General features: G+C 72.0%; 13 protein-coding genes. 8 read left to right on the top strand and 5 right to left on the bottom strand.

Annotated elements, in window-relative coordinates:
* Positions 1-143: 143 nt before the first annotated feature.
* A complete protein-coding gene (locus ACFYQ5_RS10530; RefSeq protein ID WP_389196053.1) occupies positions 144-1208 on the bottom strand; it encodes a biotin/lipoate A/B protein ligase family protein in 1065 nt (354 codons plus the stop codon).
* A 513-nt stretch (positions 1209-1721) separates the two neighbouring features.
* Here ACFYQ5_RS10530 and ACFYQ5_RS10525 point away from each other — a divergent pair.
* The 7 genes from ACFYQ5_RS10525 (at position 1722) to ACFYQ5_RS10495 (ending at position 9991) form a co-directional block, all read left to right on the top strand.
* Positions 1722-3227: an ABC transporter substrate-binding protein gene (locus tag ACFYQ5_RS10525; protein WP_389196049.1), complete on the top strand. Its 1506-nt coding sequence runs from the start codon at positions 1722-1724 to the stop codon at positions 3225-3227.
* Positions 3224-4177 carry an ABC transporter permease gene (locus ACFYQ5_RS10520; RefSeq protein ID WP_389196047.1) on the top strand — a complete coding sequence of 318 codons (954 nt, stop codon included), beginning with the start codon at positions 3224-3226 and terminating at the stop codon, positions 4175-4177. The genes ACFYQ5_RS10525 and ACFYQ5_RS10520 overlap by 4 nt, the downstream gene beginning before the upstream one ends.
* A gap of 14 nt (positions 4178-4191) precedes the next feature.
* Complete coding sequence (locus ACFYQ5_RS10515; protein ID WP_389196418.1) at positions 4192-5064, top strand: ABC transporter permease; 873 nt, start codon at positions 4192-4194, stop codon at positions 5062-5064.
* Complete coding sequence (locus ACFYQ5_RS10510) at positions 5061-6140, top strand: ABC transporter ATP-binding protein (RefSeq protein ID WP_389196045.1); 1080 nt, start codon at positions 5061-5063, stop codon at positions 6138-6140. The genes ACFYQ5_RS10515 and ACFYQ5_RS10510 overlap by 4 nt, the downstream gene beginning before the upstream one ends.
* Positions 6141-6223: 83 nt before the next feature.
* Positions 6224-7189 carry an ABC transporter ATP-binding protein gene (locus tag ACFYQ5_RS10505; protein ID WP_389196416.1) on the top strand — a complete coding sequence of 322 codons (966 nt, stop codon included), beginning with the start codon at positions 6224-6226 and terminating at the stop codon, positions 7187-7189.
* 93 nt (positions 7190-7282) lie between these two features.
* A complete protein-coding gene (locus tag ACFYQ5_RS10500; RefSeq protein WP_389196042.1) occupies positions 7283-9088 on the top strand; it encodes a gamma-glutamyltransferase family protein in 1806 nt (601 codons plus the stop codon).
* 45 nt (positions 9089-9133) lie between these two features.
* Positions 9134-9991, top strand: a complete 858-nt coding sequence (locus tag ACFYQ5_RS10495; protein ID WP_389196039.1) for an inositol monophosphatase family protein — start codon at positions 9134-9136, stop codon at positions 9989-9991.
* Here ACFYQ5_RS10495 and ACFYQ5_RS10490 read toward each other — a convergent pair.
* On the bottom strand, positions 9953-10807 hold the full coding sequence (locus ACFYQ5_RS10490; RefSeq protein WP_389196036.1) for a nucleotidyltransferase domain-containing protein: 855 nt from the start codon (positions 10805-10807) through the stop codon (positions 9953-9955). The two genes, ACFYQ5_RS10495 and ACFYQ5_RS10490, sit on opposite strands and share 39 nt — an antisense overlap.
* 86 nt (positions 10808-10893) lie before the next feature.
* Between ACFYQ5_RS10490 and ACFYQ5_RS10485 the strand changes: the two genes are divergently transcribed.
* Entirely contained in the window at positions 10894-12309 is a 1416-nt protein-coding gene (locus ACFYQ5_RS10485; protein WP_389196033.1) for a phytoene desaturase family protein, read from the top strand.
* 112 nt (positions 12310-12421) lie between these two features.
* Here ACFYQ5_RS10485 and ssuE read toward each other — a convergent pair whose 3' ends face one another.
* The 3 genes from ssuE to ACFYQ5_RS10470 form a co-directional block, all read right to left on the bottom strand.
* A complete protein-coding gene (gene ssuE / locus ACFYQ5_RS10480) occupies positions 12422-12979 on the bottom strand; it encodes an NADPH-dependent FMN reductase (protein ID WP_389196030.1) in 558 nt (185 codons plus the stop codon).
* A 60-nt stretch (positions 12980-13039) separates the two neighbouring features.
* Positions 13040-13810 (bottom strand): alpha/beta hydrolase, encoded by a 771-nt coding sequence (locus ACFYQ5_RS10475; RefSeq protein WP_389196027.1) that lies wholly within the window; start codon positions 13808-13810, stop codon positions 13040-13042.
* A gap of 64 nt (positions 13811-13874) precedes the next feature.
* Positions 13875-15215 (bottom strand): NtaA/DmoA family FMN-dependent monooxygenase, encoded by a 1341-nt coding sequence (locus ACFYQ5_RS10470; protein WP_389196024.1) that lies wholly within the window; start codon positions 15213-15215, stop codon positions 13875-13877.
* Positions 15216-15232: the final 17 nt, after the last annotated feature.

Below are 15232 nucleotides of genomic sequence, written 5' to 3'. Positions count from 1 at the left end.
TGCCGGAACGGTCTGCTCGTCCGTACCCAGCGTTCCGCGCCTCCCCGGGTGCCGTGCGGTTCCGGGAAGCGCCGGGGGGAGTCCGTGCGGAAGAGCGATCCGGCCGGCCGAGGGTCTCCGGTCCGCCGTGGAGGCAGGGGCGCCTACGGCACCCGTGCCGTCCACTCCGCGCTGCCGAACTTCGTGGCGGCCAGCTCCTCCGCGCGTGCCAGCTCCTCGCCGGTGACGCTGCCGGGAGCGAGGCCGTAGCGGTCGTGGAAGGACCGCACCATGCGGTCGATGACCGCCTCCCTGGGCAGGCCGGTCTGACGGCGCAGCGGATCGACGCGCTTCTTGGCGGATCTGGTGCCCTTGTCGGACATCTTCTCCTTGCCGATGCGCAGGACCTCCAGCATCTTTCCGGCGTCGATGTCGTAGGACATGGTGACGTGGTGGAGGATCGCGCCCGGTCCGCCGTCGGGGCCGACCATACGCTTCTGGGCCGCGCCGGCGATCTTCCCGACGTCCGTCGCGATGTCGTTGAGGGGCTGGTACCACGCCTTGATTCCCATGTCCCCGAGTGCCTCGAGAACCCATTCGTCGAGATAGGCGTAGGAGTCGGCGAAAGAAAGTCCGGAGACCAGGGAGGAGGGGACCGACAGGGAATACGTAATCGTGTTCCCGGCCTCCACGAACATGGCGCCTCCGCCTGAAATGCGGCGTACGACGGTGACACCGTGGCGCGCGGCGCCCTCGGCGTCCACCTCGTTGCGGAGGGACTGGAAACTGCCGATGACGACGGCCGGGGCGCCCCACTCCCAGACGCGGAGCGTCGGGGGCCGGCGCCCGGCGGCGACCTCGGTGGTGAGTACCTCGTCGAGGGCCATGTGCAGCGCGGGGGACTGCGGGCCCGCGTGGATGAACTGCCAGTCGTAGTCGGTCCAGTCGGTGGCCTGCGCGAGCGCGCGGCGCACCGCCACCGCGACGCCCTCGGCAGTGATCCCGTACATCACGGTGCCCTCGGGCAGCGCCGCTTCGACGCGGGCGGCCAGCCCTGCGGCGTCGGTGTCGGCGGGGGCGCCTTCCAGGGCTTCGTCCATCGCGGTGATCGCCTCGTCGGGTTCGAGGAAGAAATCGCCCGCGACCCGTACGCCGCGCAGTACGCCCCCTTGGTTCTCCAGGTCGACCACCACGAGTTTTCCGCCTGGAACCTTGTATTCGCCGTGCATTGTCTGGCCTCCGCTGAGTGTGAATCGCTTCCATGTCAGCGCGCGTGGGCCGGGTTCTCTTCCCTGCGCGTGGCGGGTGGTCCGGAACGGAGAGGGTTTTGAGGTGATCCGGGAATTGAGGGGACTTCCCGGGCCGGGCGCGGGGGCTCCGGGGCACGGGTTCGGAGCGGTCGACTCCGCTTTGGTATACGACCGGGAGAGCGGGTGGGGGTCGGTCGTGACGGGCCGGCCGGGGCCGGACGCCCTGTCCGGAGCGGCCTGGCGGGTGGCCGCCGTCCGGGCCCCTGTTTTCGTCGTCCGACCGTCAGGTAAAACCTGTCCGCTATGTGAGCAGAGGCCTTGCCTTGCGGACTGTATGCGAAATACGGTCTGCGATATTCCTTGATCACCCCTGGCGGGAGGTAGGCCCCCGTGCGCCGAAAAGCGGTTGCCCTGGTGGCGGTTGCGTTGGTGTCCCTCACCTCGGGCTGCGCGTCGTTGCAGTCCTCGGCGACCGAAGTCGGTGGTGTGCGCATGACCGACGACCGGTCCGTACGCGACGGCGGGACACTCACCGTCGCTCTCAACTCCGACCCGGACAAACTGGACCCCACCCTCGCGCAGACCCTCGTAGGCCGCACGGTCTTCGCGAGCATGTGCGAGAAGCTCTACGACATCGACGAGGACGGCACCGTGGTGCCGCAGCTCGCCGCGTCGCTCCCCACCACCTCGGCCGACGGCCGTACGGTCACCATCCAGGTGCGACCCGGGGTGAAGTTCAGCGACGGGACCCGGCTGGACGCCGACGCGGTCGTCACCTCGCTGCTGCGCCACCGCGATCTCCCCGGATCCGCGCGCGGCACCGAACTGGCTCCGGTCGGCAAGGCCGAGGCCACCGGACCCCTCACGGTCCGACTGACGCTCGACCACGCCTACGTCCCGCTGACCGGCGTGCTCGCCGACCGGGCCGGAATGGTGATGTCACCGGCCGCCCTGAAGAAGTACGGGAAGAACTTCACCAACCACCCCTCCTGCGTCGGCCCCTTCCGCTTCGTCGAGCGCGTCGGCGGCGACCGGATCGTGCTCGAGAAGGACCCGGACTACTACGACGCCGACCGGGTGCACCTGGACGGCGTGGTCTACAAGCCCATACCCGACGGCAACGTCCGGCTCGCCAACCTGCGCTCCGGCGACCTCCAGGTCGGAGACCAGATGGCCCCCGTCGACGTACGGAGCGCACTGACCGAGCCGAAGCTCCAGCTGTTCAACTCGCCCTCGCTCGGATACCAGGGCATCGGACTGAACGTCGGCAACGTGAAGGGCCTCGGGCAGAAGCCCGGAAAGATCGACACCCCGATCGCCCGGGACGTCCGCGTCCGTGAGGCCTTCGAGCTGGCCATCGACCGCGACCTGCTCAACAAGGTCGTCTTCCAGGGCATGTACGAGCCGGCCTGCGGCCCCATCTCCCCGCAGTCCGCCATCGCCCCGGGCATCGAACCGCAGGACTGCCCCCAGCGCGACGCCGACCGCGCGAAGGAACTCCTGAAGGAGGCCGGGGTGAAGACCCCGGTGAAGATCGAGCTCAAGACGTCCACCACCCCGGAGCAGGGGCGCGTGGGCCAGGTGCTCCAGGCGATGGTCAAGGAGGCGGGCTTCGAACTGTCGCTGCGGCCCACCGAGTACGCCACCATGCTCGCGGAGACCGACGCCGGCGACTACGACGTCTTCACCAGCGGCTGGTCCGGCCGGCTCGACCCGGACGGCAACGTCTCCAACTTCCTCAAGACCGCGGGCGCCATGAACGCCTACGGACTCGGCGACCCGGAGATCGACAAGCTGATCGCGGAGGGCCGCAGTGTCGCGGACCCCGCACGGCGCACGGCGGTCTACGACGAACTCACCCGGCGCGTCCAGGACGCCCACGCGCTGATCTACCTCTACCGGCAGAAGAACTACGTCGTCGCCGGCAAGGACGTCGCGGGCATCCACGTCTACGGCGACGGACTGGTCCGGGTCAAGAACGCGGGGTACACCCGATGACGAAATACCTGCTGACGCGCCTGCGTCAGTCCCTCATCACCCTCTTCCTCGTCAGCGTCGTCGTCTTCGCCGGCATCCGGGCCCTGCCCGGCGACCCGGCGCTCGCGCTGGCCGGTGAGGAACGCAGCCCCGAGGCACTCGCCGCCATCCGCGAGAGCTACGGCCTGAACGACAACGTCGTCATCCAGTACGGGCGGTTCATCGGGCACGCCCTGACCGGCGACCTCGGCACCTCCTCCCGTACGGGCCTCCCGGTCGCCGACGCGATCGCGCAGGCCCTGCCCGTCACGCTGGAACTGGCCGCGCTCTCCCTGCTCCTGGCGATCGTGGTCGGCATCGGCGCCGGAGTGGTCGCCGCGGTGCGGCGCGGGAAGCCGGAGGAGTGGCTCGCCAACGCCATCGCGCTGATCGGCCTCTCCATCCCGACCTTCTGGCTCGGCATCGTGCTCGTCCTCGGGTTCGCCATCGTCGTCCCGGTGTTCGCCGCCTCCGGTTACGTGCCGTTCGGCACCGATCCCGTCGACAACCTGCGCCGCATGGTGCTGCCCGCGATCGTGCTCGGCTCCGGCCTCGCCGCCGTCGTGATGCGGCAGACCCGGGCCGCGATGCTCGACTCGCTCTCCGCCGACTACGTGCGGACCGCCCGCGCCAAGGGACTGTCCCGGCGCTCCGTCGTCGGTGGGCACGCACTGCGCAACTCGCTGGTCACCGTGGTGACCGTGCTCGGTCTCCAGCTCGGGCACCTGATATCCGGCGCCGTCGTCACCGAGCAGATCTTCGTCCTCCCCGGCTTCGGCAAGCTCACCATCGACGCCGTCTTCACCCGCGACTACGCGACACTCCAGGCCGTGGTGCTCTGCACCTCCGCCGCGTACATCCTCATCAACCTGCTGGTCGACGTGGTCTATTCGGTCATCGACCCGCGCATCCGGCTCGGAGGTGCCCGGTGACCACCGCGACCACAGTGCTCCCCACCCCGCCCGGGGCGAGCAAGCGGAAGCCCGGCGGCGGCAAGCTGCGCGCCCTGCGCAGGAACCGGCTCGCGCTCACCGGCGCGGTCATCGCGGCCGTCTTCGTCCTGGCCGCCCTGTTCGCCCCGCTCATCGCCCCGTACGACCCGTCGCAGCCGGACTTCGGCAACGTACTCGCCGAGCCCGGCGCCGCGCACTGGCTCGGCACCGACGACCTCGGCAGGGACCAGCTCTCCCGCATCGTCCACGGCGCCCGCGCGTCCATGCAGGTCGGCCTCGTCGCCGTCGTGCTGGCCTTCCTCGTCGGCGTACCGCTGGGGCTGCTCGCCGGGTACTACGGCCGCTTCGCGGACACCGCGGTGTCCCGGCTCACCGACACCATGCTGGCGTTCCCGTTCCTGGTGCTCGCCGTCGGACTCGCCGCGATCCTCGGCCCGTCACTCACCAACGCGACCATCGCCATCGGCATCTCGCAGATCCCCGCCGTCATCCGGATCACCCGGGCCGAGACCCTGCGGCTCAAACACGTCGACTACGTCGCCGCGGCCGTCGCCAACGGGGGCGGCGACGGCACCGTCCTCTTCCGGCACATCCTCCCCAACGCCACCTCCGCCCTTATCGTCCAGGCGACCGTGGGCATCCCCGCCGCGATCATCGGTGAGGCTCTGCTGAGCTTCCTGGGCCTCGGCGTCCAGCCGCCGGACCCCTCGCTCGGCGTGATGCTCTCCGGCGCCCAGTCCTTCCTGGCGCCCGCACCCTGGCTGGCCGTCTTCCCCGGCCTCGCGATCGTCGCGGCGACGCTGGCCTTCAACCTGCTCGGCGACGGGCTGCGTGACGTCCTGGACCCCCGAGGAGCGACCCGATGACCGAGACCGTTCTCGAACCCGTGCGGAAGACGGCGGCCGAGCCCGCACTGAGCGTGCGCGACCTGTCGGTCTCCTTCCGCTCCGACACCCGCACCGTGCACGCCGTCGACGGGGTCTCCTACGACCTGGCGCCCGGCGAGGTCCTCGCCGTGGTGGGGGAGTCGGGCTGCGGGAAGTCCGTCACCTCCATGGCGGCGATGGGCCTGCTCCCGCCGACCGCCCATGTCGGCGGCTCGATCAGGCTCGGCGGGCGCGAACTGGTCGGCGCGTCGGAGAAGGAGCTCCAGAAGGTCCGCGGCAAGGACATCGCGATGATCTTCCAGGAGCCGATGACCTCGCTGAACCCGGTCCTCACCGTCGGCCGGCAGATAGGCGAAGTGCTGCGCAGGCACCAGGGGATGAGCCGTAAGCAGTCCACGGCACGCGCCGTGGAACTCCTCGAACTCGTCGGCATCCCGGCACCCGCACGCCGGATCGACGAGTACCCCCACCAGCTCTCCGGCGGCATGCGACAGCGCGTCATGATCGCCATCGCGGTGGCCTGCGACCCGGCCGTCCTCATCGCCGACGAGCCGACGACCGCGCTGGACGTCACCGTGCAGGCGGGCATCCTCGAAGTCCTCCAGTCCCTGCGCGAACGCCTCGGCACCGCCATCGTCCTGGTCACCCACGACCTCGGTGTCGTCGCCGACGCCGCCGACCGGGTGCTCGTGATGTACGCCGGCCGGGCCGTCGAACAGGCCCCGGTCCACGACCTGTTCGCCTCCAGCCGTCACCCGTACACCCGTGGTCTGCTCGGCGCCGTGCTGCGGCCCGGCGGCGAGGGCAAACGGCGGCTGCCCGAGATCCCCGGCCTGGTCCCCAGCCTGGACAGCCAGCCCGACGCCTGTACGTTCGCGCCCCGCTGCCCCCGCGCCGACGACACCTGTACGGGCAGCCGCCCCGGCTTCCGCGCCGTCGACCCGTCGGCCGGAGCGGACGCCTCGCACCGGGCCGCCTGCTGGCACCCGTACGCGGAGACCGATCCCGGGACCGGTCCCGGAACCAGCACCGAACCCCAGGAGGCCGGAAAGTGACCACCGCACGGACCGTCCCCGCCCCGCGCGAGGCAGACGGCGAAAACGACACCCCGCTCCCCCCGGTGCTGGAGATCAGCGGCATGGAACGGCACTTCGATGCCTCCGGCGGCGGCACCGTCCGGGCCGTCGACGGCGTCTCGATCACCATCGGCCGCGGTGAGGTCGTCGGCCTCGTCGGCGAGTCGGGCAGCGGCAAATCGACCGTCGGCCGGTGCGCCGTACGCCTGGACGAACCCACCGCCGGCACCGTCCACATCAACGGCACCGACGTCAGTCACCTCTCCCGCCGCGCGCTGCGCCCGCTGCGCAAGGACTTCCACCTGGTCTTCCAGGACCCCTCGTCCTCGCTCGACCCCCGGATGACCGTCGGCCAGATCATCGCCGAACCCATCCGGCTGCACCGCCGGGACCGCCGACCCCACAGAGCGGCCGTACGGGAACGGGTCGAGCAACTGCTCGGCCAGGTCGGACTGCGCCCCGAGCACGCCGACCGGCACCCCCACGAGCTGTCCGGAGGTCAGCGCCAGCGCATCTCGATCGCCCGCGCACTGTCCTGCGACCCCGATCTGGTCGTCGCCGACGAACCCACCTCGGCGCTCGACGTCTCGGTCCAGGCCTCCGTGCTCAACCTCCTGGCCGACCTCCAGCGCGACCGCGGCTTCGGCTGCCTGTTCATCACGCACGACCTGGCCGCCGTGGAGTTCCTCGCCGACCGGATCGCCGTGATGTACCTCGGGCAGATCGTCGAACAGGCCCCGACCGCCGAACTGTTCGCCGCCCCCAAGCACCCTTACACCCAGGCCCTGCTCTCCGCCGCCCCGGTCCCCGACCCGGTCGCCCAGCGCTCCCGCGAGCGCATCGTGCTGCACGGCGAACTCCCCAGCCCCCTCGACCCTCCGCCCGGGTGCCGCTTCCACACCCGCTGTCCCCTCGCCGTCGACCGGTGCCGCACCGAGATCCCCGCCCTGCGCGAGATCCCCGGCGGGCGGCAGGTCTCCTGCCATCTCGTGACCGACGACGGCACCGCCCCGGACGCGGCCGCCTGACCTGCCCTGTCCGGGCGCCGTCACCCGTACGTACGATCCGCGAAGCACCACGGAACCAAGAAACTCCGCACGACGCAGCAAGGAGCCGCATCCGTGTTCACCACCCGCCCCACCCTCCAGGGCACCTTCGGCATGGTGTCCTCCACCCACTGGCTCGCCTCGCAGTCCGCGATGGCCGTCCTGGAGGACGGCGGCAACGCCTACGACGCGGCCGTCGCCGCCGGATTCGTCCTGCACGTCGTCGAGCCGCACCTCAACGGTCCGGCGGGCGAGGTTCCGATGATCCTCGCGCCGAGGGACGGTGACGTACAGGTGCTGTGCGGCCAGGGCCCCGCCCCCGCGGGCGCCTCCGCCACGCACTACCGCTCACTCGGCCTGGACCTGGTCCCCGGCACCGGCCCGCTCGCCGCCGCCGTGCCGGGCGCCTTCGACGCCTGGATGCTGCTGCTGCGCGACCACGGGACCAAGACCCTTGCCGAGGTCCTGCGGTACGCGATCGGATACGCCGAGGACGGGCACGCCCCCGTCGAGCGCGTCGGCCAGACCGTGGAGACCGTCCGCGAGCTGTTCGAGACCGAGTGGCCGACCTCCGCCGAGGTCTACCTCCCCGGCGGAAAGGCGCCCGAGCCCGGCAGGCTCTTCCGTAACCCGGCCCTCGCCGCCACCTGGCGCCGCCTGACAGCCGAGGCCGAGGAGGAGGGCGGCCGGGACCGCGTCGCTCAGATCGACGCGGCCCGCGCCGTCTGGCGCACGGGCTTCATCGCCGAGGCGCTGGTCCGCCAGGCCGCCGTCCCCACCATGGACACCAGCGGCACCCGCCACACCGGCACCCTCACCGCCGCCGACCTGGCGGACTGGTCCGCGACGTACGAGGCCCCCGCCACGTACGACTGGAACGGCTGGACGCTGGCCAAGGCGGCCGGCTGGAGCCAGGGCCCCGCCTTCCTCCAGCAGCTCGCCCTCCTCCCGGCCGAACTCCCGGCGTACGGGTCCGCCGACTACGTCCACCTGCTCGTCGAGGGCTGCAAGCTCGCGATGGCCGACCGCGAGGCCTGGTACGGCGACGCCACCGGCGTACCGCTCGGCACCCTGCTCTCCGGGCCGTACAACGACGAGCGCCGCGCCCTGATCAAGGACACCGCCTCCCGGGAGCTGCGCCCCGGCAGCCCTGACGGCCGGGCCCCGGTCCTCAGCGCGCACGCCCACGCCGTCGCCTCCGGCGAGTCCGGCTTCGACGCCATGGGCATCCCGGTGGCCGGAGCGGGCGAGCCGACCGTGGCCAAGGACGGCGCGACCCGTGGCGACACCTGCCACCTCGACATCGTCGACCGCTGGGGGAACATGGTCGCCGCCACGCCCAGCGGCGGCTGGCTCCAGTCCAACCCGGTCGTGCCCGAACTGGGCTTCCCGCTCGGCACCCGGCTCCAGATGGCCTGGCTCGACGAAGGCCTGCCGAACACACTGACCCCCGGCCGCCGCCCGCGCACCACGCTCACGCCGTCCCTCGCCCTGCGCGACGGAGTCCCCGTCATGGCCTTCGGGACACCCGGCGGCGACCAGCAGGACCAGTGGCAGCTGCACTTCTTCCTCGCCGTGGCGCTGCGCGGCACGGTCCGTGGCGGCCTCGACCTCCAGGGCGCCATCGACGCCCCGAACTGGCACAACGACAGCTTCCCCGGTTCCTTCTTCCCGCGCGGGATGCGCCCGGGCAGCGTCACCGTCGAGGAGGGCATGGATCCGGAGGTCGTCGAGGAGCTCCGCCGCCGCGGTCACGACGTCACGGTCGGCGACCCGTGGTCCGAGGGCCGGATGTGCGCCGTCGCCAGGGACCCGGAGACCGGCGTCCTGTCCGCCGCCGCCAATCCCCGGGGGATGCAGGGCTACGCCGTCGGCCGCTGACCACCTGCCCGGGGTGCCCCCGGCGGACCGTGCTTAGCTGGAGTCATGATCGATGACTTCCTGTACGGAACCGCCGGGCGGACGGCCGAGGTGGAGGCGGTGGTCCGGGCGGCCGCCGCCGCCGAGATCCTGCCGCGCTACCGGCAGCTGGCCGCACACGAGATCGTCGAGAAGAGCGGCCCCCACGACCTGGTCACCGCCGCCGACCGGCTGGCCGAGGAGTACCTCACCGAGTCCCTGACCCGGCTGCTGCCCGGGTCGGTCGTCGTCGGCGAGGAAGCCGTCCACGCCGACCCCTCGGTCAACGACGCGCTCGGCGGCGACGCACCCGTGTGGATCGTCGACCCGGTCGACGGCACCCGCCAGTTCGTGCGCGGCGAACCCGGCTTCTGCACCCTGGTGGCCCTCGCCCTGCACGGAGAGTTGTACGCCTCGTGGACGTACGCCCCCGTCCTCGACGAGATGGCCGTCGCCGTGAGGGGCCGGGGCGCCACACTCAACGGCACCGCCCTGCACAGCGGTTCGCCCGCGCCCGGCGCGGTGCTCAAGGTGGCCATGTCCCACCCCGACTACACCTCCGACGCCCAGAAGCGCGCCCTGCTCGGCCTGCGCACCGACGGCATCGACGCCCGCGCGTGCGGTTCGGCGGGCCTGGAGTACCTCGCCGTCGCCTGCGGCGCGCAGGACGCGGTCGCCTTCAACTGGGAGTTCGCCTGGGACCACGCGGCGGGTCTGCTCCTGGTCACCGAGGCGGGCGGCTCCCAGTCGACGCTCTCAGGCGTCCCGTACCGCATCACCGGGGGGAACGACCTGCCGTTCACCGCGGCCAGGGACGAGGCCACGGCAGAGAGGATCCTGCAGGCGCTACGGACCGGCGGGGGACCGGATCCCGCCGCCGGCTGAGGAGCCGTCCAGCACCGCCCGCACCTCGCGGACGACACCGGCCGCCGTCTCCACCGCGGCCGTGTCCAGGCCGACCAGTGCCTCGGACACCCGGTCCGCGAAGTCAGCCGGGGTGTCCGGCAGAGCGGCGGCGGAAGCGAGCGCCCCCTTCTCGTTGAGGCACCAGGCACGGTGGTGGGCGTGCAGGGCCTGGGTGAGGACCCCGAAGGCCTTCGACAAGCAGAGGGCGACATGGAGGGTGTCCCCGGACGGGGCCGACTTGCGGGCGGCGGCCACGGAGAAGTCCGCCTCCCACGCCGCGTCGGTCAGCGCACGCCGCAACGGCTCGGGGTAGGCGCGCGTCGCCTCCTGGAGGGCCGTCAGCTCACCGCGCGGGTCCTCGATCACCTGGCCGAGGGCGACCTCCCCCACGTAGCAGGGGGACCAGAAACCCAGCGGGTGGCCGGGCTGGATCCCCACCTCGAAGCGGCCCGCCCGGCAGTCCGACCACACCGACTCCACCCGGTCCAGATCGCGCAGGATCCAGTCGACGGCGACGCCGTCCACCGTCAGCCACGCCCCGCCGTTCACCCAGGTGCCCCATCCGCCGGGTCCCGCCACGTCGGCGGGCGCCCCCTGGATCCCGGACGCCAACGCGGTGAGGGCGGCCAGGTCAGGGGCACCCCGGTAGTAGACGCCCAGATCCCAGTCGGAATCGGGGCGGTGGGTGCCGCGGGCCCGGCTTCCGCCCAGGGCGACGGCCTCGACACCGGACAGCCGAGCGAGCCGGGAGGCCATCGCGGCGACGGCGGGAGAGGGTACGCATGCGCTGTTCATCGGGCGGGAGACTACCCGGGGGCCCCTTGTGGGCGCGCCCGAATATCCTGGGTTCCCTGGCCATCGGCTGACGAAGGAGTCCGAAGGTGCCATCGATGCTGGATGCCGTCGTCGTGGGGGCGGGCCCGAACGGGCTGACAGCCGCGGTCGAGCTGGCCCGCCGCGGGTTCGCCGTGGAGGTCTTCGAGGCGGGGGAGACCGTCGGGGGCGGTGCCCGCACCGAGGAGCTGACCCTCCCCGGCTTCCTCCACGACCCGTGTTCCGCCGTACATCCACTGGGCATCGGGTCGCCGGCCTTCCAGGCGATGCCGCTCGCCCGCCACGGCCTCGAATGGCTCCACGCGCCGCTGTCGCTCGCCCACCCCTTCCCGGACGGCTCCGCCGCCGTGCTCACCCGGTCCGTCGGGGAGACCGCCATGTCACTGGGCCCGGAGGACGCGGGCGCCTACCGCAGACTGGTCGCCCCCTTCACGGGCCACTGGGACACCCTCGCCGAGGACTTCCTGCGCACCCCGTGGGACGGCCTGCCCAAGGATCCTTACCGCTACGCGCGCTTCGGGCTGGCAGCGATCCAGCCCGCCACGCTGCTCTCCAGACGTTTCCGGGGAGAGAAGGCGCGCGGTCTGATCGCGGGCCTCGCCGGTCACGCCATCGCACCCGCCGGCGGCGTCGCGACCGGCGGGATCGCCCTGCTCTTCGCACTCGCGGCGCACGAGAACGGCTGGCCGGTGCCACGCGGCGGCTCGCAGGCCATCTCCGACGCGCTGGCCGGCTTCCTGCTCGAAGAGGGCGGCACCATCCGCACGGGCATCGAGGTCAAGCGCCTCGACGAACTCCCGCCCGCCCGCGCGTACGTCTTCGACACCTCACCCACCGCGCTCGCCCGGATCGCGGGGCTCGGCGGCGCCTACGACCACTACCGCTACGGACCCTCCTGCTTCAAGATCGATTACGCGCTGTCGGGCCCCGTGCCCTGGACCGCCGAGGACGCCCGCCGCGCCGGCACGGTCCACCTCGGACCCTCCGCCGCCGAGATCGACACGGCCCTGCGCGCCGCAGTGGAGGGCCGCGACCCGAGTGTTCCCTTCCTGATCACCGCGCAGCCCAGCATCGTCGACCCGACCCGCGCCCCCGAAGGCCGCCACGTCTTCTGGGTGTACGGGCACGTCCCGTCCGGCTGGGAAGGCGACGCCACCGAGGTCATCGAGCGGCAACTGGAGCGGTTCGCCCCGGGGTTCCGCGATCTGGTCCTGGCTCGCGCGGTCGCCGGACCGCCCCGCCTCGCCGTACGCAACGCCAACTACGTCGGCGGCGACATCGCCACCGGGGCGTTCGCCGGGCTGCAGACGGTGCTCCGGCCCAAGCTCGCCCGCGTGCCGTACGCCACCGCGCACCCCGCGGTCTTCCTCTGCTCGTCGGCCACCCCGCCCGGCCCCGGTGTGCACGGCATGTCGGGGTACCACGCGGCGAAGGCGGTGTGGCGGCGCCTCAGGGCGGAGTGAGGGACGGAGAGGACGGCCCGAACGCGGTGGCCGCTGGTCACGATGCCGCGACGACGCTCCCTCAGCTCGCGGCGACGGATCTGGATGGGGGAGGACCTGCTCGGCCGATGACTCAGCCGGTAGGTGCCAGCACCGCCGTGCGTCCGCCCAGTACCCGGGAGAAGGCGTCCGTGACCTGGGCGAGGGCCTCCGCCGTACCGGGGGCGACGGTCAGCGTGCCGTCGTCGCCGGTGGTGATGTCCTTGTCGAGTGTGAACCAGCCGGGGACGATGTGCGTCGCGCCCATGGAGCTGAGCACCGGCCGCAGCGCGTAGTCGATCGCCAGCACATGGGCCGTGCTGCCTCCGGTGGCCAGCGGGAGCACGGTCTTGCCGGACAGCGCGAACTGAGGAAGCAGGTCCAGCAGCGTCTTCAGCAGACCCGAGTAGGCGGCCTTGTAGACGGGGGTGCCTATGACCACCCCGTCCGCCCCCTCGAACAGTGCCGTGGCCTCGACGACGGCCGGGTGCCGGAAGTCGGCGCCGAGCAGAGCCTCGGCGGGCAGGGTGCGTACGTCCAGCGGCCTCACCTCGTGGCCCTGGTCCCGGAGCCGGTCGTCCAGGTGGCGCAGGAGGCGTGCGGTACGGGAGGTGGCGGAGGGACTGCCGGAGACGGACAGGATGGTTGCCATGGGAGAGCCCTACTTTCTTGTCGTGGGTTGAAATTCCGGCGGTGCCGGGTGCGGAAGCGGCTACCACGCGCTCGATTCGACCGTCACGACCGGCTCCAGCTCGTCGCGCAGGGTCTCCAGGAAGGTGACGACCTCCGCGGCCACCGAACGGTGCTGCATGTCGTTCAGGACGTCATGGTGTGCGCCCCGCACCACCGAAAGTCGTGCTCGCGGAAGCGAATGCGCCGTACGCACGAGTGCCTCGCGGTCCGCGAGAGGATCGGCGGCGCCGGCCAGGAGCAGCGCGGGAACGCCCACGTGACTGCCGTACGCCGCCGACAGCAGGGGCTCCGGCACGGCGTCGTCGAGTGCGCCGCGCCGGATTCCGGTGTCCTCGGTGAGCGTGCCCCGATGGGCGGGGCAGGCGGTACGCACGTCGAGCTCGTCCTCCCAGCGGCCGACGGCGGTGGCTCCGCCGCCGGGGATGCCCGCGAGGACGACGGCGTCCGGCTGCGCGGCGGCCGGTACGTCGTCCCGGCCGAGGAGCGCCGCGACGGCGACGGCTCCGCTGTCGGCTCCCACCAGTACGAGGGGGCGTACGACACCGTCCTCGCCGGTGGCCGAGTCCTCGGCGGCAGCGGCGAGTCGTGCGCCGAACCGGGTCAGTGAACCGGTCAGGTCGTCCTCGTCGAGGACGGGGGCGTCGACGACCCGGACGCGGTAGGCGTCGGCGGCCAGGCGCCTGCCGAGCCGGGTGTAGGTCGCCCGGGTCTCGCCCCGGCCGGGCACCACGAGGAGGGTGGCGCGCGTGCGAAGGCCCTCGGGGGCGTGGTAGTCGGTGTACTCGGTCAACTCGGGCTCCTGCGTGTGCGTATGCGTGTGTGGGCGTGCCTGTGTGAGGGTGGTCGGGCCCGTGTCAGCTGTCCGCGGCCTCGCGCGCGGCGGTGTGGCGGTTCGCGGGGACGGGCAGTCCGAGGTTGCCGCGCAGGGTGTCGGCCTCGTACTCGGTCCGGAACAGGCCGCGCTTCTGCAGGAGCGGCACCACACCGTCCACGAAGCGTTCGAGGTCGGTGTTGTTCCGGAAGGCCAGGTTGATGCCGTCCAGGGTGCCCGCGTCGGACCACTGCTCGATGGTGTCGGCCACGGTCTCCGGGGAGCCGACGAACGGCGAGCGACGGAACGCGTTGACGGAGTCGGCGACCTGACGCAACGTCAGGTTCTCCGCCTTCGCCCGCTCGATGATCTTCCCGGCGCCCGTCCGGCCGCCCTTCTCCGCGAGATGGGCGACGTCCGGGAACGGCGCGTCCAGGTCGTGCGAGCTGAAGTCGTACGCGCCGAAGGAGCGGCCCAGGAGCGCGAGGTTGCTCGCGAAGTCGTTGTCCTCCTCGAAGATCTCCCGCTCCCGGCGCCGGGCCTCCTCGTCGGTCGCGCCGACGATCGGGCCGCCGTGGATGAAGACCTTGATGTGGTCGGGGTCACGTCCGTAGGCCGCGGTGCGCTTCTTGATGTCGGCGTAGTACTCCTGCGCCGACTCCAGCGTGCCGCCCGGTGCGTAGATGCCCTCGGCGACGCGCGCGGCGAGGTCGCGGCCCTCGGCGGACACCCCGGCCTGGAAGATGACCGGCTGTCCCTGCGGCGAGCGGGAGATGTTGAGCGGACCGGCGACCTTGAAGTGCTCCCCGTCGTGGTCCAGCGCGTGCAGCCTGGACGGGTCGAGGAAGACGTCGCGCTCCACGTCGGCGGGGAAGGCGTCGTCCTCGTAGGAGTCCCACAGACCGCGGGCGACCTGCACGAACTCCAGGGCGCGACCGTACCGGGTGGCGTAGTCGAGGTGTTCGTCGAGCCCGTAGTTCTTCGACGTACCGGTGTCGAAGCTGGTCACCACGTTCCAGCCGGCGCGGCCGCCGCTGATGTGGTCGAGGGAGGCGAACCGGCGGGCGAGGTTGAACGGCGAGTTGTACGTCGAGCTGGCGGTGCCGACCAGGCCGATGTTCCTGGTGTGGGTGGCGACGGCGGAGAGCAGGGTGAGCGGTTCCAGCCGGTTCAGATAGTGCGACGGGTAGGTGGCGTTGATGAACTGGCTGTCGACGACGAACAGCGCGTCGAAGAGAGCGTGTTCGGCCGCCTGGGCCTGCTGGATGTAGTAGGTGACGTCGATGCTGGCGTTCTTCGCGACGCCCGGGTCCTTCCAGAGGCCGTGCTGGCCGGGGCCGCCGACGCCGTACGGGTGCAGTGCGAGGTGGATCCTGCGGGACATGGGGTGTTCCTCTCAGT

The sequence above is a fragment of the Streptomyces sp. NPDC005794 genome, assembly GCF_042871445.1.
Classification (GTDB): Bacteria; Actinomycetota; Actinomycetes; order Streptomycetales; family Streptomycetaceae; genus Streptomyces.
Note: the sequence above shows the minus strand (reverse complement) of the source record. Positions and strands in the feature narration are given on the sequence as shown.